General features: G+C 70.8%; 28 protein-coding genes. 20 read left to right on the plus strand and 8 right to left on the minus strand.

From position 1 onward, the window contains the following. Positions 1-203 precede the first annotated feature (203 nt). Entirely contained in the window at positions 204-2,615 is a 2,412-nt protein-coding gene (locus tag AB0M02_RS46280; protein WP_364238911.1) for an EAL domain-containing protein, read from the minus strand. Positions 2,616-2,782: 167 nt separating this feature from the next. Here AB0M02_RS46280 and AB0M02_RS46285 point away from each other — a divergent pair, with 167 nt between their 5' ends. Then, complete coding sequence (locus AB0M02_RS46285; protein ID WP_364238912.1) at positions 2,783-3,007, plus strand: hypothetical protein; 225 nt, start codon at positions 2,783-2,785, stop codon at positions 3,005-3,007. Positions 3,008-3,012: 5 nt separating this feature from the next. Here AB0M02_RS46285 and AB0M02_RS46290 read toward each other — a convergent pair whose 3' ends face one another. Both AB0M02_RS46290 and AB0M02_RS46295 read right to left on the minus strand, forming a co-directional pair. Beyond that, positions 3,013-4,008, minus strand: a complete 996-nt coding sequence (locus tag AB0M02_RS46290; RefSeq protein ID WP_364238913.1) for a hypothetical protein — start codon at positions 4,006-4,008, stop codon at positions 3,013-3,015. A gap of 27 nt (positions 4,009-4,035) precedes the next feature. After that, the gene (locus AB0M02_RS46295) at positions 4,036-5,409 is read right to left on the minus strand and encodes an aminotransferase class V-fold PLP-dependent enzyme (RefSeq protein WP_364238914.1); all 1,374 of its coding nucleotides are present in this window, start codon (positions 5,407-5,409) and stop codon (positions 4,036-4,038) included. 97 nt (positions 5,410-5,506) lie between these two features. On the opposite strand from AB0M02_RS46295, the gene AB0M02_RS46300 reads away from it, so the two are divergent. Together AB0M02_RS46300 and AB0M02_RS46305 are read left to right on the plus strand one after the other, a co-directional pair. After that, positions 5,507-6,064 (plus strand): hypothetical protein, encoded by a 558-nt coding sequence (locus tag AB0M02_RS46300; RefSeq protein ID WP_364238915.1) that lies wholly within the window; start codon positions 5,507-5,509, stop codon positions 6,062-6,064. Continuing rightward, positions 6,054-6,974: a hypothetical protein gene (locus AB0M02_RS46305; protein ID WP_364238916.1), complete on the plus strand. Its 921-nt coding sequence runs from the start codon at positions 6,054-6,056 to the stop codon at positions 6,972-6,974. The genes AB0M02_RS46300 and AB0M02_RS46305 overlap by 11 nt, the downstream gene beginning before the upstream one ends. Here the strand turns inward: AB0M02_RS46305 and AB0M02_RS46310 are convergent. Further along, positions 6,897-7,409, minus strand: coding sequence for a hypothetical protein (locus AB0M02_RS46310; RefSeq protein WP_364238917.1), 513 nt, complete (start codon positions 7,407-7,409; stop codon positions 6,897-6,899). The genes AB0M02_RS46305 and AB0M02_RS46310 overlap by 78 nt on opposite strands. A 126-nt stretch (positions 7,410-7,535) precedes the next feature. Between AB0M02_RS46310 and AB0M02_RS46315 the strand changes: the two genes are divergently transcribed. Both AB0M02_RS46315 and AB0M02_RS46320 read left to right on the plus strand, forming a co-directional pair. Then, complete coding sequence (locus AB0M02_RS46315; protein WP_364238918.1) at positions 7,536-9,878, plus strand: ATP-binding domain-containing protein; 2,343 nt, start codon at positions 7,536-7,538, stop codon at positions 9,876-9,878. A 50-nt stretch (positions 9,879-9,928) separates the two neighbouring features. After that, positions 9,929-10,420 (plus strand): ASCH domain-containing protein, encoded by a 492-nt coding sequence (locus AB0M02_RS46320; protein ID WP_364238919.1) that lies wholly within the window; start codon positions 9,929-9,931, stop codon positions 10,418-10,420. Here the strand turns inward: AB0M02_RS46320 and AB0M02_RS46325 are convergent. Then, positions 10,412-11,038, minus strand: a complete 627-nt coding sequence (locus tag AB0M02_RS46325; RefSeq protein WP_364238920.1) for a DNA-3-methyladenine glycosylase — start codon at positions 11,036-11,038, stop codon at positions 10,412-10,414. The genes AB0M02_RS46320 and AB0M02_RS46325 overlap by 9 nt on opposite strands. Next, on the minus strand, positions 11,035-11,526 hold the full coding sequence (locus AB0M02_RS46330; protein ID WP_364238921.1) for a MarR family transcriptional regulator: 492 nt from the start codon (positions 11,524-11,526) through the stop codon (positions 11,035-11,037). The genes AB0M02_RS46325 and AB0M02_RS46330 overlap by 4 nt, the downstream gene beginning before the upstream one ends. An 83-nt stretch (positions 11,527-11,609) precedes the next feature. On the opposite strand from AB0M02_RS46330, the gene AB0M02_RS46335 reads away from it, so the two are divergent. The 15 genes from AB0M02_RS46335 to ptsP all read left to right on the plus strand — a co-directional run bounded on the left by AB0M02_RS46335 (position 11,610) and on the right by ptsP (position 22,819). Beyond that, a complete protein-coding gene (locus tag AB0M02_RS46335; RefSeq protein WP_364238922.1) occupies positions 11,610-11,984 on the plus strand; it encodes a DoxX family protein in 375 nt (124 codons plus the stop codon). Positions 11,985-12,030: 46 nt separating this feature from the next. Beyond that, the gene (locus tag AB0M02_RS46340; protein WP_364238923.1) at positions 12,031-12,714 is read left to right on the plus strand and encodes a hypothetical protein; all 684 of its coding nucleotides are present in this window, start codon (positions 12,031-12,033) and stop codon (positions 12,712-12,714) included. A 205-nt stretch (positions 12,715-12,919) separates the two neighbouring features. After that, positions 12,920-13,099, plus strand: coding sequence for a DUF397 domain-containing protein (locus AB0M02_RS46345; protein ID WP_364238924.1), 180 nt, complete (start codon positions 12,920-12,922; stop codon positions 13,097-13,099). 119 nt (positions 13,100-13,218) lie between these two features. Continuing rightward, complete coding sequence (locus AB0M02_RS46350) at positions 13,219-13,986, plus strand: CAP domain-containing protein (protein WP_364238925.1); 768 nt, start codon at positions 13,219-13,221, stop codon at positions 13,984-13,986. A 24-nt stretch (positions 13,987-14,010) separates the two neighbouring features. Next, on the plus strand, positions 14,011-14,577 hold the full coding sequence (locus AB0M02_RS46355) for a type II toxin-antitoxin system PemK/MazF family toxin (protein ID WP_364238926.1): 567 nt from the start codon (positions 14,011-14,013) through the stop codon (positions 14,575-14,577). 45 nt (positions 14,578-14,622) lie between these two features. Continuing rightward, positions 14,623-15,195 carry a hypothetical protein gene (locus AB0M02_RS46360; RefSeq protein WP_364238927.1) on the plus strand — a complete coding sequence of 191 codons (573 nt, stop codon included), beginning with the start codon at positions 14,623-14,625 and terminating at the stop codon, positions 15,193-15,195. Between the two features lie 16 nt (positions 15,196-15,211). After that, entirely contained in the window at positions 15,212-15,859 is a 648-nt protein-coding gene (locus AB0M02_RS46365; RefSeq protein ID WP_364238928.1) for a nucleoside monophosphate kinase, read from the plus strand. 199 nt (positions 15,860-16,058) lie between these two features. Next, entirely contained in the window at positions 16,059-16,820 is a 762-nt protein-coding gene (locus AB0M02_RS46370) for a DeoR/GlpR family DNA-binding transcription regulator (protein WP_364238929.1), read from the plus strand. Then, positions 16,817-17,758 carry a 1-phosphofructokinase gene (gene pfkB, locus AB0M02_RS46375; protein WP_364238930.1) on the plus strand — a complete coding sequence of 314 codons (942 nt, stop codon included), beginning with the start codon at positions 16,817-16,819 and terminating at the stop codon, positions 17,756-17,758. The genes AB0M02_RS46370 and pfkB overlap by 4 nt, the downstream gene beginning before the upstream one ends. Before the next feature lie 82 nt (positions 17,759-17,840). Further along, complete coding sequence (locus AB0M02_RS46380; protein WP_364238931.1) at positions 17,841-19,085, plus strand: PTS mannitol transporter subunit IICB; 1,245 nt, start codon at positions 17,841-17,843, stop codon at positions 19,083-19,085. Positions 19,086-19,109: 24 nt separating this feature from the next. Further along, complete coding sequence (locus AB0M02_RS46385) at positions 19,110-19,418, plus strand: PTS lactose transporter subunit IIB (RefSeq protein ID WP_364238932.1); 309 nt, start codon at positions 19,110-19,112, stop codon at positions 19,416-19,418. After that, the gene (locus AB0M02_RS46390; RefSeq protein WP_364238933.1) at positions 19,411-19,863 is read left to right on the plus strand and encodes a PTS sugar transporter subunit IIA; all 453 of its coding nucleotides are present in this window, start codon (positions 19,411-19,413) and stop codon (positions 19,861-19,863) included. Before AB0M02_RS46385 ends, AB0M02_RS46390 begins: the two co-directional genes overlap by 8 nt. After that, on the plus strand, positions 19,860-20,900 hold the full coding sequence (locus tag AB0M02_RS46395; protein ID WP_364238934.1) for a zinc-dependent dehydrogenase: 1,041 nt from the start codon (positions 19,860-19,862) through the stop codon (positions 20,898-20,900). Before AB0M02_RS46390 ends, AB0M02_RS46395 begins: the two co-directional genes overlap by 4 nt. Positions 20,901-20,910: 10 nt before the next feature. Continuing rightward, positions 20,911-21,183 (plus strand): HPr family phosphocarrier protein, encoded by a 273-nt coding sequence (locus AB0M02_RS46400; protein ID WP_364238935.1) that lies wholly within the window; start codon positions 20,911-20,913, stop codon positions 21,181-21,183. After that, positions 21,176-22,819, plus strand: a complete 1,644-nt coding sequence (ptsP, locus tag AB0M02_RS46405; RefSeq protein ID WP_364238936.1) for a phosphoenolpyruvate--protein phosphotransferase — start codon at positions 21,176-21,178, stop codon at positions 22,817-22,819. Before AB0M02_RS46400 ends, ptsP begins: the two co-directional genes overlap by 8 nt. A gap of 46 nt (positions 22,820-22,865) precedes the next feature. On the opposite strand, the gene AB0M02_RS46410 is transcribed toward ptsP, so the two are convergent. Together AB0M02_RS46410 and AB0M02_RS46415 are read right to left on the minus strand one after the other, a co-directional pair. Continuing rightward, positions 22,866-23,294, minus strand: coding sequence for a hypothetical protein (locus AB0M02_RS46410; RefSeq protein ID WP_364238937.1), 429 nt, complete (start codon positions 23,292-23,294; stop codon positions 22,866-22,868). 59 nt (positions 23,295-23,353) lie between these two features. Then, entirely contained in the window at positions 23,354-24,355 is a 1,002-nt protein-coding gene (locus tag AB0M02_RS46415) for a glycosyl hydrolase (RefSeq protein WP_364238938.1), read from the minus strand. Between the last annotated feature and the right edge of the window lie 17 nt (positions 24,356-24,372).

The following is a 24,372-nucleotide window of genomic DNA, read 5'->3' on the forward strand; positions in this document are numbered from 1 at the left end:
AACTCTGCGGGATGAGGAGCGGGCATGGACGGCATCCTTCCTGCGATGCCGTCGACCACCTCACCCTCAGTGTCCGGCAAACCGGGGGAAGCTCAGTCGAAGCTTCCGTGTGTGGAGTTGGGGTGTGTGGGTGGGCCGTACTCCACACGATGGATCGTCGAAGCTTCCGTGTGTGGAGTTGGGGTGTGTGGGTGGGCCGTACTTCACACGTGGGGGGTGGGCTTGAGTGTGCGCTCGTAAAGTGACCCGACCGGCTCCGGCCGCCCCAGGTGATACCCCTGGGCGAACCGGCAGCCCATCACCGTGAGCAGCGCGAGCTGCTCGGCGTCCTCGACACCCTCGACCACCACCCGCAGCCCCAGCGTGTGCCCCAGCTGGACCACCGCGCTGACCAACTCCTGCTGCCGGCCGTTGCCCGCCAGACCGGTGATGAACGAGCGATCGATCTTGAGGACGTCCACCGGGATGTCGCGGAGGTAGCCGAGCGAGGAGTACCCCGTGCCGAAGTCGTCGATGGCGATGCGGACGCCGAGTTCGCGCAGCTCCTGCAGACGGGCCGAGGTGACCGCGAGGTCGCGCATCAGCATGGTCTCGGTCAGCTCCAGCACCAGGCACTGCGGCGACAGGCCGGTGGCGGAGAGGGCGTATGCGACCTGATCGGTCAGGTCCGCCGTCTCCAGGTGCGCCGCGGAGAGGTTGACGCTGACCCACGCCGGCGCGGTCTGCGGGTTGTGCAGCTGCCACTGCCGGACGGTGTGGCAGGCCTCGCGCAGGATCCACCGGTCGATCTCGATGATCATGCCGGTCTCCTCGGCGAGCGGGATGAACGAGCCGGGCTGCTGCAGGCCGCGGTCCGGGTCCTGCCAGCGGACCAGTGCCTCGACGCCGTGCATCCGGCCGTCCGGTATGCCGACCACCGGCTGCAGGTGCAGCCGCAGCTCACCGCGGTGCACGGCGTCGCGCAGCCGGGCCTCGCAGTCGAGGCGGCTCAGCAGCTGCTCGTGCATCTGGTTCTCGAACAGCAGGTAGCGGTTCTTGCCCTGGTCCTTGGCGGCGTACATGGCGACGTCGGCGTTGCGGACCACCTCGTCGGCGTCGGTGTACCGCGCCGCGTCGGGCACCACACCGATGCTGACCGTGACCACCGCCTCGCGGCCGTGCACCACGAACGGCACGGCGAGAGCCTCCAGGCAGGCCCGGGTGAGGCTGTCGACGATCGCCGGGGAGGCGCCCTCGAGCAGTACGGCGAACTCGTCCCCACCGAGCCGGGCCACCGTGTCGTGCGGTCGCAGCACCGAGCTCAGCCGGTCCGCCGCCGTACGCAACAGCAGGTCACCCGCGTTGTGCCCCAGACTGTCGTTGACCCGCTTGAAGCCGTCCAGGTCGAGGTAGAGCAGCGCGATCTGCTCGCCGGACGCCCGGGACCGGGTGAGGGCGTGCTCCAGCCGGTCCAGCAGCAGCTTGCGGTTGGGCAGCCCGGTGAGCGCGTCGTGCAGGGCCTGGTGGCGCAGGTCGTGCTCCAGGGCGCGCTGGCGGCTGACGTCGCGCAGCACGATGACCGCGCCGATCGGCCGGCCGTCCTTCTGGATCATGCTGACCGTGTACTCGACCCGGACCGCGGTGCCGTCGGGCCGGTTCAGCAATCCCTCCTTGGTGCCGGCGGTCAGCGACTCACCCGCCTCCGGCAGCAGCAGTACGGCCTCACGGTTCAGCAGGTCCTCGGCGCCGAGCCCGGTGATCCGGCCGGCCGCCTCGTTGGCGAACGCGATGCGCCCGGCGGGGTCGGCGCCGAAGATGCCCTCGCCTGCGTTGGCCAGGATGCTGTCGGTGTACTCCTTGGCCAGGATCTCCCGGGCCGAGCGCTCCAGCTGCTCGGCCATCGCGTTGAACGCCCGGGCCAGCCCGCCGATCTCGTCGCGGCCGTCCGGCCGTACCCGGTGGGAGTAGTCGCCGGAGCGGATCACACCGACCGCGGCGGTCAGCGCGGTGATCCGCCGGGTCAGCGAGCCGGCCAGCACACTGCCGAGCAGCAGGACGAGCAGGGTCGCGAAGGCGGCGGTGGAGAGGATGACGCGCTGGGCCTGCCGGGCGCCGGCCATCATCTGGTTGTAGAGCGGGGTGTACTCCAGGATCACCGCGCCGATCGTCACGTTGCCGGTGCTGCGCATCTGTACGACGACCTGCTTGATGCCGTCCGGATAGTCCTCGCTGGTCTCCACGAACAGTCGGGGCTTGCCGTCGGCGATGGTCAGGGCGATCTCGTTGCCGGTGTCGTGGTCGAAGGTCCGTCCGACGTTCTCGGTGATCACGTCGCCGAGGATGAACTTGCCGGTGTCGACCACGACCACGTCGCGGTGCTGCGTTGTGTGCATCCGCTGGAGGTAGTTGTCGAGCGAGGACGTGCTGTAGTACAGCGGCGTGGTGATCTCGTTCGGCGTGTCGACGGGCAGGCCGTACGAGATGTCCTTGGCGATGCCCTGCGCGAGCTGGGCGGCCTCCTGCGCGGCGGCCTTCTCCGCGGAGGCGTTGTCCGCACGCCAGGCGATCAGCGCGGTCACCGCCATCATCAGTGCCACCAGCAGATATCCGCCGAGCAGCTTCAGCCGTACGTTCATACGATCCTTCCCGTCCCGACCGGTGTCAGATCGGCGAGCCGGGGTCGCGCTTGAGCAGCGGCCGGGTTGCCGTCCGGTGATCAGCGCTCAGGGCCCGCCGCCCGCGGCCGATGGGGACCGGACGAGGCGTGGCCGCACCCGGCCGCCCCGGACCCGGAGGTGACCGGTTGGACCCGTTGCTGTTGCTCATGCGCGAGGAGATGGTCGGGCGGCTCACCTCCGCCGCCGCCTCGATGGGCGCGACCGCGGAGATGCTCACCAAGGTCCGCGAGGTGGCCGGTGACGTGCGCGGCACCGAGGCGATGCGGGCGGCGATCGAGGACCTCACCCGGACCCGCGACCACCTCCTGGCCCAGGCGGGCGCGATCAGCGCCTGCGCCCCGGCCCGATAGGACCCTCAGCCGTCGAAGCGTTCCCAGTCCAGGCCCAGCTTGCGGAACCGGCGCAGCAGCGAGCGGTGACGGGCGCCCACGTAGACCTCGAACCAGTCGGCACCGTCATCGCCGGCCAGCACCACGATGCCCGGCCCGGCATAGAACCGGGAGTGCGCGCTGGGCCAGCGCATCGGCCGCAGCGCCACGCGCCGCATCGGCGCGACGATGCGCTTCATCTGGGCGCGGTCGACAAAGGCCATCCCGCCGGGTGAGCTGTCCATCGCGGCGGTGGTCAGGGCCGCGAGCAGGACGTACGCGCCGAGCCGCTCCCGTTCACGGAGCGGCTCGTCGCTGAGCCCGTGGTACCAGACGTGGCCGCTCTCGTCGGTGTGCAGGGTGAAGACGCCGTCGTGCTCCTGTCCGAACGCGCCGTCGTCGGCCGGCTCCGGGTATATCCGCAGCGACGAGCCGTAGATCTCCGGCCGCCCGTCGGCGATCCGACGAAGGATCTCGAGCGGGTCGTCAGTCTCCCGGGCGGCCGGCGCACCGCCGTACCAGCCGGTGACGAACTCCTCCAGCGCGGTCAGCGGGTCGCCCGGCAGCAGGTCGAGCCAGCCCAGGCCCGGCTGTTCCGGCGCCGGCGCGGTGGGGCGCACCCGGTCCAGCAGGTCGTAGGGGAGCGGCGCCTCCAGGTAGAGGCCCAGGTCCTGCAGCGCGCCGCGCCGGCTTCCGGCGCGGATCACCCGGGCCGCGCCGAGCGCGAGGCATCCTTCCGGCAGGCGGGCGAAGGCCAGCAGGGTGGGTGGCTTCGGGCTGGTGAGACGGGCGGCCAGGTGGGCGGGGAACGGTCCGTTCGCCGCAAGATCTTCAGCGGTACGCACACCGCGCTCGCAAACCACGACGACCGTGTCCCGCCCCACCGCCAGCACGGCATCCGGGCTCACGTGCACCTCCGCACCCGGACCCGCCAGCGCGAGCACCTCAGGCTCGGCGGCGATGGACCAGAGGCGGATCTCCACCCGATCACGATAGTCTCCGGGCTCAGCTCATCCGGCGGCTGTGCGGAAGGCGGCCAGCGTCCGGTCGATGTCCTGTTTCGTGGTGCGCCAGTTGCACACGGACAGGCGGATCGCACGCCGGCCGCCCATCGTGGTCCCGCTCAGCCAGGCCTCGCCGCTGTCCACGACGCGGCGCAGCACCCGATCGGTGGCCGCGTCGTCGCCGAAGCGGAATAGCACCTGGTTGACCACCACGTCTCCGAGCACCTCGGCGCCCGGCACACCGGCCAGTCCCGCCGCGAACGCGCGGGCGTGCTCGCAGCAGCGTTCCACCAGATCGGCCACGCCACTGCGGCCGAGCGAGCGCAGCGCCGCCCAGACCGCGAAGCCGCGGGCCCGCCGGGAGAAGCCGGGCGTCCAGTCGATCGCGTCGCGGGGCGCGCCCTCACCGCCCTGCACCAGGTAGTCGGCGGTGGTGCTGAGCGCGGCCCGGTGCGGTTCCGGGTGTGCGCAGAACGCGATGCCACTGTCGTACGGCACGTTGAGCCACTTGTGCGCGTCGAACGCCCACGAGTCGGCCCGTTCCGCGCCCGCCGCCAGATGCCGCAGCTTCGGGCTCGCCAGCACCCACAGCCCGAACGCGCCGTCGACGTGCAGCCACGCACCGGCCCGTTCGCACGCGTCGGCGAGTGCGTCCAGGTCGTCGAAGGCGCCGGTGTTCACCTCGCCGGCCTGCGCGCACACGATCGACGGCACCTCCGGCCCGGCCAGCGCGGTACGCACAGCCGCCGCCTCCATCCGTCCCGAGGAGTCGGACGGGACGACGGTCATGGTGGCGGTGCCGAAGCCGAGCAGCCGCAGCGCCCGGTCGATGGTGGTGTGCCGCCGGTCGCTGACCACGATGCGAACCCGTGGCGCGCCGTTGAGGCCGTCCTCCTCGACGTTCCAGCCGGCTCGCCGCAGCACGTGGTGGCGGGCGGCGGCCAGACAGGTCAGATGTGCGGTCTGGCAGCCGGGCACGAAGGCGTACGACGATCCGGCCGGCAGCGCGAGCAACTCCCGCAGCCACTCGCCGGCCACCTCCTCGGCGACCGCGGCGGCCGGCCCGCAGGCGTACAGTCCGGCGTTCTGGTCCCAGACCGTGGTGAGCCAGTCGGCGGCGACCGCGGCGGGCAGCCCACCGCCGATCACGAAGCCGAAGTAGCGGCCGGACGGGATGGCCACCATGCCGGGCTCCGCGGTGGCCAGCGCCTCGACGACCCGCAGCGCCGGCTCGGGCCCCTCAGGGAGCGGGCCGCCGAGCAGCTCGCGCAGGCCGGGCAGGGTCGCCGTCTCACCGACCGGCCGCTGGTCCAGTGTGTTCAGCCAGTCCGTGGCGATCCGCGCCGTCCGGGCCAGCACCTCGTCGAAGTCGTCGCCCACCGCCTCACGGTAGGCCCCAGGGTGTATCTCGCGGGGCACACCGTGCAGGTCAGCGCTATTTCACGCCCGACTTGACAGGAATATACAAAATGTCCGTATGGACGATGGCGCGCCGCAACGCCGGCGCTTTACCGCGGGCGTGGTGCCCTTCCTGCTCGCGGTGGCGGTGCCCGTGGTGACGGCGGCCCTGTTCCTGCCGGTGGCCTGCGAGAAGGGGACCGGTCTCCCGATGCCGGTGGACCTGCCCACCCTCCGGGTCGTGGAGCCGGTCCGCCCGGTGGTCACCACCGCGGTCCCGGAGCCGACCGCGGGCCTGATCGCACCGACGACCACACCGGCCTCGACGACTCCGCCCGCTCCGACCACCCAGCCCACGGTTGGCGGGAGGACGGCGCGAACGACGACGACGTCGCATGCGGTGACAGCTCCGGAGCCGGTGACCGAGCCGCCGCCGGCCACCGTGCCCACGATCGAGGTCACAACCCAGCCGACGACCGCGCCGCCGACTCAGCCCACGACTCAGCCCACGACTCAGCCCACGCCGGAGCCGTCGGTGTCGCTGCCGACCATGCCCACCGTGCCCACCCCGACGACGGTCACCGAGGAACCGTCGACCCCGCCCGTGTCGAACTCGAGGCCCGCATATGCCGACTGACGCGCCGCCGCCCTCCCACACCGCCGCGACACACAGCGTCCTGGAGAACCTCGGCCTCCTCGTCACCCCGATCGCCGTGTTCAGCGCCCTGCTCTACTTCTTCGCCTGGATCCGCGCCGACGCGTTCTTCGGCTACTTCGGAGTCGACACCCACCTGATCGGCTACAGCAGCAACGACTATCTGCTGCGCAGCGGCGGCCTGGCGTTCCAGCAGATGTCCTGGCTGATGTTCACCGTGGTCCTGTTGTACCTGGCGCTCTGGGCGGGCCAGCTCGTGATCCGCCGCCACCCCCGGCTGCGGTGGCCGCTCGCGGTCAGCTGCGGGTGCTGGGGCGCTCTGCTGTCCGCGCTCGGCTTCCTCGTGGCGCTGGGCGTCGACCTGGTCACCCCGCTGCGCGCCGCTCTTGCTCTGATGTGCGGCGCGATGCTCGTCGAACTCGGGGTGAGCTGGGGCGCGGCACCCGCCGGCCAGCCCGCACCGGTCCTGCTGCGCCGGGTCATCGTGGCCGGGGTGGTGCTCACCGGCGCCTTCTGGGCCTCGTCGCTGCACGCCCGGCACGACGGTCACCGGGATGCCCGGCGCCTCGCCGAGAACCTGCGGGAGCGCCCGGCCGTGGTCCTCTACAGCACCACCGACCAGCGGCTGCTGGCGCCGGGCGTGAAACGCGCACTGCTGCCGAAACCGGCGGAGTTCCGCTATCGATACGAGGGCCTGCGCCTGCTGGTCTTCAGCCCGAAGCGCTGGATCCTGTTGCCCGAGAGCTGGCGTCCCGGGCAGTCCCCGGCGATGATCGTGCCCAGGTCAGACGCCGTACGCGTGGACCTGACCACGTCAGTGCTCGTGGTCGGTGGCCCGGGCGGCGCACAGGAACGAGCCGCCCACCGCGAACGCCCCCAGCACACCGAGTGAGATCTGCTGCTCGTGGTCGAGCTGCCGCTCGTACGTCAGCCGGCTCACCTCGACCACCCGGTCGTGGTCCTGCAGCACGTACCGCCCGTCGCGGACCTCCGGGTTGCCGTCGAGCGCGGTGAAGGCGAGCACGATCGCCAGCCAGAACCCGAAGAAGACCGCACCGGCCACCACGGCCGCCCAGACCGGGACGTGCGGCGGCACCCAGGAGGCGAGATTCCACAGCCGGCGCGGCGCCCGGGTCCGGTAGCCGCGCCGGTTCGCCAGGATCCCGGCAGCGAAGCCGGGCACGGTGAGCAGGGCCGCGATGCCGATGGTGACCGCCGAGTGGAACGGCCGGGCCCCGGCGGCGAGCGCCACGATGAGGGCCGCGGACCACAGCACGGCGGTCCCGCAGATCAGACTGAGCCCCAGCAGCCCGCGATTCGTGATCATCGCTCGGGACGTTACCGGGAGTGAGGGTCGACGGCAGGCGGAACGTCGGCTATAGTTGTCAGTTGCCCGTGTCAACCTGACAGAAAGCCTGCAAACCCATAATCAGATTAGACCCTGGGAGGGGCCTTGTCAAGTCTGTCAAGCGTTCCGTCGGCAGAACTTGAAGAAGAGCAGCACCACCTCACTCTGCTCTACGACCACCTCGACGCGCTGCGGGACCAGGCCGGCGATCGGCTCGCCGCGGCGAAGCTCGAGGACGGTGGCACCAAGCAGGCCCGATCCGAGCGTGACTCCTTCACCGGCCTCTACGCCGAACGGGTCGCGCAGCTCACCGCGGTGGAGGAGGGACTCTGCTTCGGCCGCCTCGATCCGCGCGACGGCGAGCCGCTCCACATCGGCCGGATCGGCCTGCACGACACCGACCGCCAGCTGCTGGTCGACTGGCGCGCGCCGGCCGCCCGCCCCTTCTACGTGGCGACCGCCGTCACGCCGCACGGGATGACCCGCCGCCGGCACATCCGCACCCGGATGCGAACGGTGATCGGCCTGGACGACGAGGTCCTCGACACGGAGCACGCCGGGCACGCGGACGACGCGGCGCCGGTCACCGGTGAGGCGGCGCTGCTGGCCGCGCTGACCGCCAACCGGACCGGGCGGATGCGGGACATCGTCGCCACCATCCAGGCCGAACAGGACCGGGTGATCCGCGCCGGCCTCCACGGTGCGCTGGTCGTGCAGGGTGGTCCGGGCACCGGCAAGACCGCGGTCGCGCTTCACCGGGCGGCGTACCTGCTTTACACGTACCGTGAGCAGCTCGCCTCCCGCGGCGTGCTCATCGTCGGCCCCAATGCCACCTTCCTGCGCTACATCTCCCAGGTGCTCCCGTCGCTCGCGGAGACCGGGGTGCTGCTGGCCACGCTGGGTGACCTCTATCCGGGTGTGACGGCTCGGCGGCCGGAGCCGCCATCGGCCGCCGAGATCAAGGGTCGCGCCACGATGGTGGAGATCTTGCATGCTGGGGTACGGGCAAAGCAGCTCGTTCCGGCCGACCCCATCGAGATCGACGTGGACCGCCACGTGGTGCGCCTCGACCCGCCGGCCGTGGAGGCGGCCCGCGACCGCGCCCGATCCTCCGGGCGCCTGCACAACCTGGCCCGCCCGATCTTCGACGCCGCGGTGCTGGAGGTCCTCGCCGCCCAGGTGGCCGAGCGCATCGGCCACGACCCGTTCTGGGACGACCCGCTCGGCGAGGACGACGCGCTGACCTCGTCGAACGTCCTCGACGAGGCCGACCTGGCCGACATCCGAGCCGACCTGGCCGCCCACCCGGCCGTGCGCGCCGTCCTCGACCGCCTCTGGCCGGTCCTCACTCCCGAGCAGTTGCTCACCAGCCTCTACGCGGACCCGTCCCGGGCGGTTCTGCTCGCCACGGCCGGGCGGGACGAGTCCCTGCTGGCCGCCGCCGAGTGGGACGAGTGCCTGCTGGTCGGCGTCGAGCCGGCCGCGCCGCTGCTGACCGCCGCCGAGGTGGACCTGCTGCGGCGTGAGCCGGGTGGCGGCTGGACCCCGGCCGACGTCCCGCTGCTCGACGAGGCGGCCGAACTGCTCGGCGAGGACGAGAGCGCCGCCCGCGAACGCGCCGCCCGCGAGCTCCGAACCCGGCTCGGCTACGCGCAGGGCGTCCTGGACATCACCGCGGGCTCGAAGTCCTACGAGCTGGAGGACGACGACGAGGCCGCGATCCCGAACGTCGCCGACGTGATGGAGGCCGACATGCTGGCCGAACGCTACGAGCACCACGAGTGGCAACCCGCCGCGGCCCGTGCCGCCGCGGACCGCCGGTGGGCGTACGGGCACGTGATCGTCGACGAGGCCCAGGAACTCTCCCCGATGGCGTGGCGGCTGCTGATGCGCCGCTGCCCCAGCCGCTCGATGACCGTCGTGGGCGACCTCGACCAGACCGGCGCCCTGGGCACGCCCGCCTCGTGGGGGGAGGTGCTCAGCCCGTACGTGGCCGACCGCTGGCGCCTGACCGAACTCACCGTCAGCTACCGCACGCCCGCCGAGATCCTGGACTACACCGCCCGCGCCCTCACCGAGGCCGGCGCACCCATCTCGCCGCCCAAGCCGGTCCGCGAGTCCGGCGTCGAACCCTGGGAGGAGACCGGCAGCCCCGGCCGCCTCCTCGACCGCTTGCTCGCCGAGATCGCGACGACCGGCGACGGCCGCCTGGCGGTGATCGCCCCGCTCGCCCGCCACGACGCGCTGGCCGCCTGCCTGCCCGTCTCCACCGATCCCGAACAGAGCCGCGTGCTGCTCACCGTCGCACAGGCGAAGGGCCTGGAGTTCGACACCGTCATCGTTGTCGACCCCGCCGGAATCCTGGCCGAGTCCCCGCGCGGCGCCAACGACCTCTACGTGGCACTGACCCGCCCCACCCGCCGGCTGGGCGTCTTCACACCGCGCTGACCCCGGGCGTGCGGCCGTCCTGCCTCGCGCCCGATGGCAGGATGGCCGCCATGTCCCTTGCCCCGCTCGACACCGCCGAGGCCGCGCTGCTCTGGAAGCGCTACGCCACCGCGTTCCCGGAGGCGGCCCGAACCGCCCCCGACTACACCACCGAACGTTTCGGCGACAGCGCCCGCCTGGCCGACGAACTGCTCGGCCTGGTCCTGGACGGCACGAAGCGGGCCACCGCCTCCCTGCTTCGCGACTCCGACCCGGTCGAGAACCCGCTGCCCCGGATCGGCAGCCACTGGATCGTCTGCGACAGCACCGGCACACCCCGGGCGGTCCTGCGCACCACCGAGCTCCGCATCGGCCCGTTCCACTCCGTCGACGACGCCTTCGCCCACGACGAGGGCGAGGACGACCGCACCCGCGACAGCTGGCTCACCGAACACCGCCGCTACTTCGAACGCCGCTGCGCCGCCCTGAACACCCCATGGTCCGAAGAGCTGGAAGTCCTCTTCGAACGCTTCACCGTCGCCTTCCCGCCCCCGTCAGCCTGACGAACGCCGGCGCGGGGTGTGGCGGCGGTAGACGCTGACCGTCGGGTCGCCGTCGATCCAGAATCGCCAGGGAACGTCGTGGGCGGACGTGACGCCGACGCGCGGGCCGGCGGCGATCGTCCCCGGTGCCACGGCCGGCGGGGTGAGCGTCGCCGGCCCGGTGCCGTCGATCACCGAGCTGTCGTTGGCGCCCTTGTCCAACGCGAGAACCTGCATCAGCTTCGCCGGCCCCGCCGCCAGATCCCGATCACTGCGCGCCGCCACCCGCCGCCGCCGCGCGAGCTCCACCCCTTCGACAACCTCACCCGCCCGCAGCAGCACCGCAGCCGCCCGCCCCGCCTCGCCGCAGACGACGTTGGCGCAGAAGTGCATGCCGTAGATCTGGTAGACGTAGAGCCGCCCCGCCGGGCCGAACATCACCGCGTTCCGGCCGGTGAGGCCTCGGTGCGCGTGGCTGGCCGGGTCCTCGCCGAGGCCGCTGTAAGCCTCCACCTCGCTCAGCCGCACGCTCACCCCGTTGGCGGTGAGCCGCCACCCGAGCAGCAGCCGGGCCGCCTCGTCCACACGTGCCGCGGGCAGATCCAGCCAGCTCTCCGTCACCCCTTCGGCGGGCTTCATCGTTTCTCCAGGTTGCCGCAGGGGTCGGCCGGGTCGACGGCGTGCATGATCCGCCGGCCGATCTCGTGGAGGTGCCGGACCTGACCCTTGGTGAGCGGGTCGAAGACCAGGGTGCGGACGTGCTCGACGTGGCCGGGTGCGGTCTCCACGACCTTCTCCCAGCCGGTCTCGGTGAGCTCGGCGAGCGTGTAGCGGCCGTCGGTCGGGTCGGGGAAGCGGCGCACCCAGCCGCGTTTCTCGAGGCGCCCGACGGCCTGCGAGAGCCGCGCCAGCGAGCCCTCGGCGAGGACCGCGAGGGTGCTCATCCGCAGGGTGCGACCCGGTGACTCGGACAGGCCGGCGAGTATCCCGTACTCGAAATGGCTGATGCCGGCGTCGCGCTGCAGCTGCGTGTCCAGCGCGGCCGGCAGGCGCATGAACAGGCTCATCAGTGCCATCCAGGCGGCGCGCTCTTCGCTGGTCAGCCAGCGTGGCTCGGGCGTCTCCATGCCCACATCATAGCTTGCATGTTTAAGTCATCGGCTCTACCTTTCACTCAACTGTTGAAGTGAAAACGCCGAATTGAGGAACCATGAACGTCGTGCTGTGGATCGTCGCCTCCCTGCTCGCCGGCGCTTTCGCCGTCGCCGGTGCGATGAAGCTGTCGAAGTCGAGGGAGCAGCTCGCGGCGTCCGGCATGGGCTGGGCGGAGGACTTCAGCGCGGGCACGGTGAAGCTGATCGGCGCACTGGAGCTGCTGGCCGGGATCGGGCTGATCCTGCCCGCGGCGCTGGACATCGTGCCGGTGCTGGTCCCGCTCGCCGCGCTCGGCCTGGTGCTGATGATGGTGGGCGCGATCGTCGTGCACCTGCGCCGCGGTGAGCGGCAGATGGCGCTGCCCGCGGTCGTTCTCCTGCTGCTGGCCGCGTTCGTGGCCTGGGGTCGCTTCGGTCCGTACGCGTTCTGATCACGGGCTGTACGAAAAACGCCTGCCGTCGATATAGTTCGCCACCGTGCGGATGGAGAGAGGCACGCTGGCCTGGACGGCGGTGCTCGCGACGATGCTGGCCGGGTTCCTCGGCGCGGCGGGCTTCCTTTTCGTCCAGCTCCTCGACATCCCGGAGAACACCCGCCCGCGCCCTCCGATCGGCCCGCCGCCCTCGTTCCCGGTGATCGAGGGCGCGGCAACCGGCCCCCGCGCGGCGGCCACCCCGGTGCGCACCGAGGACGACCTGGAGCAGGTGTGCGAGAGCTGGTACTACCCGGCGGCACCCAGGTACCGCGGTGAGGCGCCGCATCCGATTCTGATCAGCGCTCGCGAGCGGCTGGACCGGTCGGACCGCTCATCGCGGACGCTGAACGCGCCGGCGTACGGTAAAAATGCGAAGCGGAAGGCCTGGGCCCCCAAGCCGGCGCAGGCGCAGCTGGTCGCGTGTCTCGATCTGATCGGCGCCGGGCCGAAGCTGCGGTCCTGCACCGTTGACGACCCGGATCCGCAGACGCTCCCGCTGCGGGAGGGGCGCTACCGCCTGACGGTGTACGAGGTGGCCACCCACAAGAGGGTCGCCGAGACGAATCTGACCGGTAAGGATCGGTCCTGCCCGTTCGTGGCGGTGACCGGTCCGAAGCGGGAGCTGTACAGCGCGGTCGACGACGACCAGCTCTACACCGCGCTCCGCAAACGCGTCGAAGGCTAATCGACCCAGGCGAGGAACCGCTCATAGAGGTCGGGCACCAGCATGCGGTTCCTCACCTTGAGCGACTCGGTGACTACACGATGGAGCGTTCCGTCGCTCAGGCTCAAGGTCGGACAGCGAGAATCCCGGAAACAGATTCCCGGTGTCTCGGGTGAGACGACCGGATCGTCTCGTTCGATACACCCGAACCGGGGGATCAGCGGAAATGACCGAGACGGGATCGACCGTGCCGCGGCGGCAGGTCGGCCGGCCCGCACACACCGCCGCCAGCTCCGGCCAGTTCACCGTCCTGGAGTTCCCCGCCGTCGGCGCCACCCTGGTCTTCACCCACGCCGAGTGGCGGGCGTTCGTGGCGGGTGTCCGCGACGGTGAGTTCGACGTCTGAAGCCTTATGACTGCGTGTGCCCATCCTTAAGGCTTCCTTTGCTCGAACTCGCGCGACCGGGCCCTCGCGCATAGTGATGGGGCGTCGTCCCTTACCCCCGTCACCGAGGTGAATTTCCCGTGCCCGTCTCCGCTGCCGCCCGAATCCGATACACCCTGGTAGCGGGCTCGACGGCTGTCGTGGTGGGTGCCGCCTTCCTGGTGACGGGTCTCGCGCAGGGCGCCACCGGATCACCTTCCCCCAGCTCGGTGGAGGCACCACTCGCCGCCGCACCGTCCCCCGGCGAGGACGTGCTGCTCGACGAGGACCTGGAGGCGGCCACCCCGTCGTCCACCGCGTCCACGTCGGCGCCGCCCACGGCATCCCCGACGGCGAAGGTCAAGAAGTCGGCCTCCGCCAGCCCGAGCGCGTCGAAGAAGAAGCAGACCGCGTCGGCGGCGAGAAAGACCAGCGCGCCGGTCACCTCGGGCAGTGTGGTCGAGCAGGTGCTCGCGCACATCAACGCGGCCCGGGTGGACGAGGGACTCAAGGCGCTGACCCTGGACGACAACCTGTCCAAGGCGGCCGCCCTGCACACCCAGCTCATGATCGACGGCTGCGGGCTGTCGCACCAGTGCTCCGGTGAGTCCGGTCTCGGCGAGCGGTTCAGCGCGCAGGACGTGAAGTGGAGTTCGGCCGGCGAGAACATCGGCTACGGCTCCAGCGGCAGCAGCGACTCGGCGAAGGTGAAGGCGGCCAACGGGCTGACCGACGCGATGCTCGCCGAGGTCCCGCCGAACGACGGCCACCGCAAGAACCTGCTGAACTCCAGCTTCACCCGGATCGGGCTGAGCATCGTGCGGGACAGCAAGGGCGTCACCTGGATGACCCAGGACTTCGTCGGCTGACGATCTCCGTCGTAGGGTGCTCCGGTGCTCGAAAAGTTGAAGGCGTTCCTGCTGCGGCGGCCGAAGCAGGCAAGAGTCGTAAAGCCCGCAAATCCGGCAGCGCCGAAGCCGGCAGCGCCCAAACCGAAACCGGCAGTGCCCAAGCCGGCAGCGCCCAAGTCGCCGGCTCCCAGGGCGGCGCCGGTCCCGAAGCGGGCGCCGCGGCACCTTCCCAAGCCGAAAAGCGGCCGGCACCTCGCCTACGCCCCCAACCTCGACGGCGACGCCGACCCCGGCGAGATCGTCTGGACCTGGGTCCCCTATGAGGACGACCCCTCCCAGGGCAAGGACCGGCCCGTTCTGGTGGTCGGGCGTGACGCCCGTACTCTCCTCGGCCTGATGCTCTCCAGCCAGGACGAGCGCAACGGCCAGCGGCACTGGCTGGCTCTCGGTCCCGGTGAGTGGGACCGGACCAAACGGCCCAGCTGGGTCCGGCTCGACCGGGTCCTGGAGGTCGACGAGGACGGAATCCGCCGCGAGGGCGCCGTCCTGGACCGGCCCCGCTTCGACCGTGTCGCCGCGATCCTGCGCCGCAACTACGGGTGGGCGTAGGACGTAACCGGACAGTTTCGGGCACAGCCGGATAGCGTTGCGGACATGGATATGGACGTCATGGCCGGCTTCGGCGGCAAGCAGGCCTGGCTCGCGGTCGCCGGCGCCGAGCCAGGCAGCCTGCTGGAAGCCCTGGGCCTGCGCGATCTCGGCCCGGTGCGGTGGCGCGACGGCCTGGACCTGGTGCACCTGACCGACGACCGGATCGCGATCACCCCGCCACTGCCCGGCGCGCGGGACACCCGGTGGGTCCTGGCCGCCGGCCGCCGTCTCATGCAGTTCCCGCCGGACGTGGTCGCCCTTTCCGCGGAGCTCGGCGCCGAGGTGCAATACTTCGCCACACACCGGGTCACCGAGCTGCATCGATGGCAGCGCGCCGCCGACGGTGACCTGATCCGCGCGTTCGGCTACGTGGGTCAGACCGGTGAGGTGACGTCGTGGTTCGGCGAGCCGGATCCGGCCGAGCGCGACGCCGGGCTCCCCGGCGAGCTGGACCCCGAGGCGACCGTGCTGGTCGCCGAACGGGACGTGTTCCGGGTGGCCGGCGCCTGGAGCATCGACCCGACCACGTTGACCGGACTACCGCCCGGCCCCCTGCGGATCGGTGCGGTGGCGTGAACGACGGAGGCCACAGGTGCGCAAGTACGTGATCATGGGAGTCCAGGGCAGCGGCAAGGGCACCCAGTCCCAGATGCTGCGTGACGACCTCGACCTGGTGCACATCAGCGTCGGTGACATCTTCCGCTGGCACGTCCGCAACCGGACCAAGCTGGGCGCGCAGGTCCGCCGGATCATGGCGGCCGGGGAGCTCGTCGGCGACGACCTGGTCGAGTCCGTGGTGCGCCGCCGGCTCGACGACCACGACTGGAACTTCGGCTTCATCATCGACGGCTTCCCGCGTAACGGCCGGCAGGCCGAGTTCTTCATGGAGAGCTACGACATCGACGCCGTCATCCACCTGGAGCTGCCCGACGACGAGGTGCGCCGCCGGGTGCTCAACCGCCGGCTGTGCCCGAACTGCGGCATGGACTACAACCTGATCGCCGACCGTCCCGAGGTGGAGGGCCGCTGCGACATCTGCGGCCACGAGCTGGTCACCCGCGCCGACGACACCCCCGAGGCGCTCGAGGCGCGGCTGCGCGACTACCACGAGAAGACCCGTCCGGTCCTGGAGCTGTTCCGGCGCAAGGAGGTCGTGCACGATGTGGACGGCCGCCCGCCCCTCGAGGACGTCCAGAACGCGATCCGGAAGACGCTGGGCCTGCCCGCGTACACCAGGTAGAAGCGAAACCCACACAACCGGGCACTCGTGCCCGGTTTTTTCGTATTCGTGGTCTTCCATGGAAGACGCGGCTTTGCTGGTGATCCTGGACAGTAACTTGGCCTGTAAGGAGACCGAAATCTCTTTGACATATTGCGTTCGGGCAGAAGCGGGCGTAAACAAAGACAAAGCCAAAACGAGTCGGGCGGTGGGGCAGTAGATGTACGCGGAGGAACGCCAGCAGGAGATAGTGCGACGGGCCCGTGCCGAGGGTCGGGTTGACGTCGTGGCGCTGGCCGAGACCTTCGGAGTGACCGCCGAGACCATCCGCCGGGACCTGACCGTGCTGGAGCGCGCCGGCGTGCTGCGCCGCGTGCACGGCGGCGCGATACCCGTGGAGCGGCTCGGCTTCGAGCCGGCGCTCGCCACCCGTGACGCCGTCCTGATCAGCGAGAAGGAGCGGATCGCCAAGGCCGCGCTCGCCGAGGTGCCGGAGGACGGGGCGATCATCCTGGACGCCGGGACCACCACCGCCCGCCTCGCCCAGCTGCTGCCCGCCGACCGCGAGCTCACCGTGGTGGTGAACTCGCCGGTGCTGGCCGCGACGCTCGGCCTCAAGCCGAACCTGACCGTCCTGCTGCTCGGCGGCCGGGTCCGGGGCAAGACTCTGGCCACCGTGGACGACTGGGCGCTGCGGCCGCTCGCCGAGATGTATGTGGACGTCGCCTTCATGGGCACCAACGGGTGCACCGTCGAGCGCGGCATGACCACACCCGACCCGGCCGAGGCGGCGGTCAAGCGGGCGATGATCGCCGCGGCCCGCCGGGTGGTGCTGCTCGCCGATCACACCAAGATCGGCAATGATTACCTTGCCCGATTCGGCGGTCTCGCCGACCTGGACCTGCTGATCACCGACAACGGCCTCGACGGCGAGCTCGCCGGCGACGTGGAGGCCTCGGGCGTCCGGGTGGTGCGCGCATGATCCTCACCGTCACCCTGAACCCCAGCGTCGACCGGGCGCTGGAGGTCGACGCGCTGGTCCGCGGCGAGGTGCTGCGCGCCGGGGACTCGCACATCGACCCGGGCGGCAAGGGGGTCAACGTCTCGCGGGCGCTGCTGGCCAACGGCGTGCGTTCCACGGCCGTGGTGCCGACCGGCGGCGCGGAGGGCGACCAGCTGGTCGACCTGATGAAGGCCGAGGGCGTCGACATGCTGGCGGTCCCGATCGCCGGCCGGACACGTTCCAACATCACTCTGGCCGAGCCGGACGGCACGGTCACGAAGATCAACGAGGTCGGCCCGGAGCTGTCCGAGGCCGAGTTCGCCGAGGTCAGCGACGCGGTGCTGACCGCAGCGGGCGGTGCGGCCTGGGTGGTCATCTGCGGAAGCCTGCCGCCCGGCCCCTCGGTGGCGGCCTTCACCGATCTCTGCGAGCGACTGGTCGCCGCGGGCGCCCGGCTCGCGGTGGACAGCAGCGGACCGGCGCTGCTGGCCGGGGTTGCCGCCGGAGCGGCCCTGGTCAAACCGAACCGGGAGGAACTGGCCGAGGCCGTCGGCGGCGAACTGCGCACGCTCGGCGACGTGATCGAGGCCTGCGAGAAGTTGCGCAAGGCCGGCGCGGGTGCGGTGCTGGCCAGCCTGGGTGCGGACGGTGCCGTGCTGGTCGACGACGCGGGAGTGCTGACCGGGATCTCCCCGGTGAGCGTGCCGCGCAGCACCGTGGGCGCGGGGGACGCCCTGCTGGCCGGCTTCCTGTCGGCCGGAGCACGCGGCGAGGCCGCGCTGATCGAGGGCCTGGCCTGGGGCGCGGCGGCGGTCAGCCTGCCGGGCAGCCGGATGCCCGGCCCGGACGACCTCGACCGCACCCGTATCCACATCGACTCCCATCCGGATCCAAGTCGTCCCCTGAACAGGGACTGAACCACCCGGGCGCACCACGCCCGGGGAGCACGGAATCACTAGATACCCGATATTTCCAGCCATTCCATGAATGGAGTCCCTCATGGCCTCTTCGTTCACCCCCGAGGTCACCGGCACCGGGTTCCGAGCCCGCGTCCAGAAAATCGGCGGCCACCTCGCCGGCATGGTCATGCCGAACATCGGCGCGATCATCGCCTGGGGTCTGATCACCGCCATGTTCATCCCGGTCGGCTGGGTGCCGAACGAGAATCTGGCGCAGCTCGTCGACCCGATGATCAAGTACCTGCTTCCGGTACTGATCGGCTACACCGGTGGCCGGATGGTGCACGGCCAGCGCGGCGCCGTCGTCGGTGCGACCGCAACCATGGGTGTCGTGGTCGGCGCCGACGTGCCGATGTTCCTCGGCGCCATGGTCATCGGCCCGCTGACCGCCTACGTCCTGAAGCTGTTCGACAACGCTGTCGACGGCAAGATCAAGCCCGGCTTCGAGATGCTGGTGGACAACTTCTCGGCGGGCATCATCGGCGCCGGCTTCGCGATCCTCGGCAAGGTCGGCATCGGCCCGATCGTCAACGCGCTGACCAAGGCCGCCGGCAACGGCGTGGACTGGCTGCTCGACCACAGCCTGATGCCGTTCGTGTCGATCCTGGTGGAACCCGCCAAGGTCCTCTTCCTGAACAACGCCATCAACCACGGCGTGTTCAGCCCGCTCGGCGTGCAGCAGGTGGCGGAACAGGGCAAGTCGATCCTGTTCATGATCGAGTCGAACCCCGGCCCGGGCCTCGGCCTGCTCGCGGCGTACCTCTTCTTCGGCCCGAAGTCGCTGCGCCCGACCACCCCGGCCGCGATGATCATCCACTTCTTCGGCGGCATCCACGAGATCTACTTCCCGTACGTGCTGATGAAGCCGCGCCTGATCCTCGCGATGATCGCCGGTGGCATGGCCGGTGTGGGCACCTTCATGGTCACCGGCACCGGCACCGTGGCCTCCCCGGCACCGGGCAGCATCTTCGCCTTCGCCGCGGTGACCGCCAAGGACGGCTATTTCGGAATGATCCTCGGCGTCATCATCGCCGCCGCGGTCACGTTCGGTGTCGCCTCGCTGCTGCTGGGCTTCGGCAGGCTCAAGTCCGACCAGGAGCCCGACGAGGCGGAGGAACTGGCGGCGGTCGCGGCCGAGAAGGACGCGATCGAGCACGGCGCCCACGACCGGCACGTCGCGGACTCGACGCCCCCGGCGGAGACCTCGAGCCACTACGCCGCCGGCGTACCGGAGCAGCGCAACCCGGACGACTCGACGGACAGCAGCCGCAAAGAGAACGCGTAAATCCCCTAGAACGGAGAGGCGGCCATGGCCACCATCAACGGCAAGGACATCCACAAGCTCGTCGTCGCCTGCGACGCGGGCATGGGCAGCAGCGTGATGCTGGCCAGCACGCTGCGCAAGCAGCTCGGCAAGAGCGGCGTCACCGTGGAGCACACCCCGGTGAACTCGATCCCCGCCGACGCCGACCTGGTGGTCTGCCACAGTGGCCTGGCCGCCCGGGCCCGTTCCGTGGCGCCGGACAAGCCGATCGTGCCGTTCCAGATCTTCCTGGGCGACCCGGCGGTCACGAAGGTGGTCAAGGCGATTCAGCAGGGCAGCGACATCAATGTCTGACCTGCTGGATCGCCGGGCAATCCGGCTCGCCGAGAAGGCCGCGGATCGCGAGGAGGCGATCCGCAGATGCGGCGAAATACTGAAGGAGACGGGCGCCGTCGAGCCGGGCTACATCGACACCATGCTCGCCCGTGAGCAGTCGATATCCACGTACGTCGGTGAGGGTGTCGCCATTCCGCACGGCACCCTCAGCGGCAAGGAACTGGTCAAGCGCGACGCCCTCGCGGTGCTGCGCTTCCCCGAGGGCGTCGACTGGGGCGGCGAACAGGTGACGGTCTGCGTCGCCATCGCCGCCGCCGGCGACGGGCACGTCGAGCTGCTCGCCGCCCTGGCCGAGATCCTGCTCGACGAGGACCAGGCCCGCGAACTGCGCGAGGCCACCGACCCCGACAAGGTCATCCAGCTCCTGGGATCGATCCAGGAAGAAAAGGACAGCAACTCATGAAGGTCGTACGTTTTCACGCTCCCGGCGACGTCCGTTTCGAGGACGCCCCCGAGCCGGTTGCCGGACCCGGTGAGGTGAAGATCCGCGTACGCAACTGCTCCACCTGCGGCACCGACGTCAAGATCTCGAAGTTCGGCCACCACCACATCCACCCGCCGCGGGTGATGGGTCACGAGATCGCTGGTGAGGTGGTCGAGGTCGGCGAGGGCGTCGAGGGCTGGGTAGCGGGCGACCGGGTCCAGGTCATCGCCGCCATCCCGTGCGGCGAGTGCGGCGAGTGCCGTCGCGGCCGGATGACGATCTGCCCGAACCAGGTGTCGATGGGTTACCACTTCGAGGGCGGATTCGCGCAGTTCATGGTCGTACCCAAGGAGGTTTTGAAGGTCGACGGCCTGAACCGGATCCCCGAGGGTGTGTCGTTCGCGGAGGCCTCGGTGGCCGAGCCGCTGGCCTGCGCGCTGAATGCGCAGAACCTGGCCCGGGTCGGCGAGGGTGACGACGTCGTGGTGATCGGCTCGGGGCCGATCGGCTGCCTGCACGTCCGGCTGGCCCGCGCTCGCGGCGCCAACCGCGTGTTCCTCGTCGAGCTCAGCCGGCAGCGCCTGGACATGGCGGCCAACCTGGTCAAGCCGGACGCGGCGATCTGCGCCGAGGAGACCGACCCGATCCAGGAGGTGCTGAACCTGACCGACGGCCGCGGCGCCGACGTCATCATCACCGCGGCGGCCTCAGGCAAGGCGCAGGAGCAGGCCATCCAGATGGCCGCGCGGCAGGGCCGGATCAGCTTCTTCGGCGGTCTGCCCAAGGACAACCCGACGATCACCTGCGACTCGAACCTGGTGCACTACCGGGAGCTGATGATCGTCGGTGCCAACGGTTCCAGCCCGGCGCACAACGCCGAGGCGCTCAACCTGGTCGCCACCGGCGCCGTGCCGGTCGCCGACCTGATCACCCACCGCCTGCCGCTGGAGGACGCGATCGAGGCCTTCGGCATCGTCGCCCGCGGTGAGGCGATCAAGGTAACGATCGAGCCGTAAGGAGAACTCCATGCCCACGCGTACGGTGGCGGTCGGTTCCGCCAGCGGGCTGCACGCCCGGCCGGCCAAGCTGTTCGTCGAGGCCGCCGCCGCGGCTCCGGTAAAGGTCACCATCCGGGTCGGTGAGAAGAAGCCGGTACCGGCCAAGAGCATGCTGTCCGTGCTCGCGCTCGGCGCCAAGAAAGGCACCGAGGTGACCCTGGAGGCCGACGGTGACGGCGCCGAGGAAGCCCTGGACAGCCTGGCCGCTCTGCTCGCGAAGGATCTGGACGCTGATGTCTGAGAGCCTTTCCGGCATCGGAGTGTGCGCGGGCATCGTCGCGGGTCCGCTTCTGCGGATTGCCGCGGTGCCCGCGCTGCCACCGCCGGGCCCGGTCGCCGACGTGGACGCCGAGGTGGAGCGTGCCTACGCCGCGCTCGCCGAGGTGGTCGCGGATCTGGAGAGGCGGGCGGACCGGGCCACCGACGCGACGGTCGCGGAGGTGCTGCGGGCCGAGGCGATGATGGCCGACGACGAGATGCTGCGCGACGGCGTGCGCGAGCTGGTCGAGGAGGGTCAGGACGCCCCGCACGCGGTCAACGGGGCGTTCGCGTCGTTCCGGGAGGCGTTCGAGGCGGCCGGCGGCTATCTGGCCGAGCGGGTCGCCGACCTGGACGACCTGCGGGACCGGGCGGTCGCGGTGCTGCTCGGGCTGCCGATGCCCGGGGTGCCGCAGCCGGGCTATCCGTATGTTCTCGCGGCCCGGGACCTGGCGCCGGCGGACACCGCCGACCTCGATCCGGACCAGGTGGTCGCGCTGGTCACCGAGGTGGGCGGGCCGACCAGCCACACCGCGATCCTGGCCCGCGCGCTGGGTCTGCCCGCGGTGGTGGCCTGCCCGGGAGTGCTGGCGATCCCGGACGGGACCGTGGTTCTCGTGGACGGTGCGGCCGGGCGGGTGGACGTCGGCATCGACGAGGAGACGGCAAGGGCCGCGGCCGAGAGCGCGGTGCGGGAGGCTGCCGCGGCGTCGGCTCTGACCGGTCCGGGTCAGACATCTGATGGGTACGCGATAAAGCTCCTCGCCAACATCGGCTCCGCGAAGAACGTCCCCGCCTGCGACGAGGCGCACGCCGAGGGTGTCGGTCTGTTCCGCACCGAGCTGCTCTTCCTGGACCGGGCGCAGGAGCCGGGACTGGACGAGCAGGTGGCGGCGTACCGGGACGTCTTCACGGCCATGTCCGGGCGCCGCGTGGTGATCCGGACGCTGGACGCCGGCGCGGACAAGCCGTTGCCGTTCCTGAATCAGGAGGGCGAACCGAATCCGGCGCTCGGCGTACGCGGCCTGCGCATCGCCCGGCAGCGCCCGCAGGTTCTCGCCACGCAGCTCGCCGCGATCGCCGAGGCCCGCTCGCAGACCGGCGCCGACGTCTGGGTGATGGCGCCGATGGTCTCCACACTGGCCGAGGCCGCGACGTTCGCCGAGGCGGTCCGCGAGGCCGGCCTCCCCACGGCCGGTGTGATGATCGAGGTGCCGGCCGCCGCGCTGCGTGCCGCCGACCTGCTGAAGGTCGTCGACTTCCTGAGCATCGGCACGAACGACCTGAGTCAGTACACGTTCGCCGCGGACCGCATGTGCGGCGATCTGGCCGACCTGCTGGATCCCTGGCAGCCCGCGCTCCTGCAGCTCATCGGGGTGTGCGGCGAGGCCGGGCGGCAGGCGGGCAAGCCGGTCGGGGTGTGCGGGGAGGCCGCGGCGGATCCCGCGCTGGCCCCGGTCCTGGTCGGGCTCGGCGTCACCAGCCTGTCCATGTCACCGCGGGCGATCCCGGCGGTACGGGCCTCGCTGGCCCGGCACAGCGAGGCGGACTGCCGCCGGCTGGCCGGTCTGGCGGTGGAGGCGCTGGACGCGGCGCAGGCCCGGAAACTGGTGAGTTGAGACGCGCGGCCTCCGCCTGCCGATCGGGCGGAGGCCGCGCCCTTTTCTAGATGAAAGGGAAGACCGGCGGGAAGTAGGAGGCCACGTTCGCCGGCGTCGACTCCAGCTCGTGGATCACGCTGAGCAGGATCTTCGGGTTGCCCGGCGTGCCCTGCAGCGCCTTCACCCGCTTCTTGCTCCCGTCGCTGTAACCCACCTCGAGCCGGTAGAGGAACCGGTCGCAGCAGGTGTTCTTCGGGACGTAGTTCGAGCGCAGTTTCCGGAAGGCCGGTGTCGAGGCCAGGCGCAGCACCTTGAGCGTGCCGTTGCCGGAGACGGCGTAGTTGGACGAGCCGCCCGCGTAGCCGCCGCTGCGGATCATCGCGATCGAGACGGCGTGCACGGCCTTGCGGGGTGCGGCCTGTGCCGCCGGCGCCGCCGTGACCAGGCCGGCCAGCGTGAGCACGACGGCCAGGATTACCTTGCAGTTCTTCACGTGAGCAAACTATCGGGGGAACAGCGACAAAACGGCCATTCCCCCGATAGTGGCACTCGTCAGCCGGGCAGCCTCACCTCACCCTGGTTGAGCACCCGCGGCAGGAAGTACGCCGTCTGGATCTCGGCGTTGCTGTTGTTCCCGCGCAGCTGCTCGGACCAGATCATGAAGTACGCCCACCGCGGCTGACCGTTGAGCAGCGACGCGGTCGGCACCTTGCCCATCTCCGCGATGGCGATCGGCTTACCGCCCGCGATCGACAGGATCTGCTGGTAGTCACCGGACGACGGGTGGTTCTTGTACCAGGCGTCCAGCGACACGACGTCGACGTAGTTGCTGCCCGGGTAGTAGTTCGCCCACCCGCCTGCCGGGTTGTCCTGCACGTTCCACACCCAGATCAGGTTGGTCAGGCCCTGGCTGTCGAAGTAGTCCTTCATCTGCTGGAAGATCTTCGCGCCGCCGTTGGCGCCGGGACGGCCACCCCACCAGTTCCAGGTCTCGTTCATCTCGTGGAACGGCCGCCAGAGCACCGGCACACCGGCGTCCCGCAGCTGCCGCAGGAACGGCACGACCGCGGCCATCCGGTTGCGCCACGTCTGGTTGAGCGCGGTGCCGCCGGTGACGATCTGCTGGAACTGCGCATCGGTGATCCGGGTCTTGACGCCGCCCTCGAACTCACAGGTCGCGCCGACCGTGGGGGAGCAGGCGTGCCAGGTCAGGGCGACCAGCGAGCCGTTGGCCCACTCGGTCTTGGCCTGGTCGATCACGCGCTGCCGGTTGGCGATGTCCGTCGAGCGGAACATCATGTCGCCGCCCCACAGTCCCGGCCACTGGCCGGTGACGTCGTGGACCTGCTGGGTGTACTGGCCGGGGGAGGTTGCCGGTTCCTTGTTGTGCTGCCCGGAGACGGTGCTCGTACCGCTGATCGAGCGGAGGTAGTTGAGCACCGTCGCCTTGGACGTGACCGGGAACGCCTCGGCGTTATCGGCCTGGTGGATCATCGTGACGGCGCCCAGCAGCAGCGCCGCCCCGAGGATCACCGGGGAGCGGGGGATTCGCATCGGTGTCTCCTAACGAC

Source organism: Actinoplanes sp. NPDC051861, from assembly GCF_040681145.1.
Lineage (GTDB): Bacteria > Actinomycetota > Actinomycetes > Mycobacteriales > Micromonosporaceae > Actinoplanes.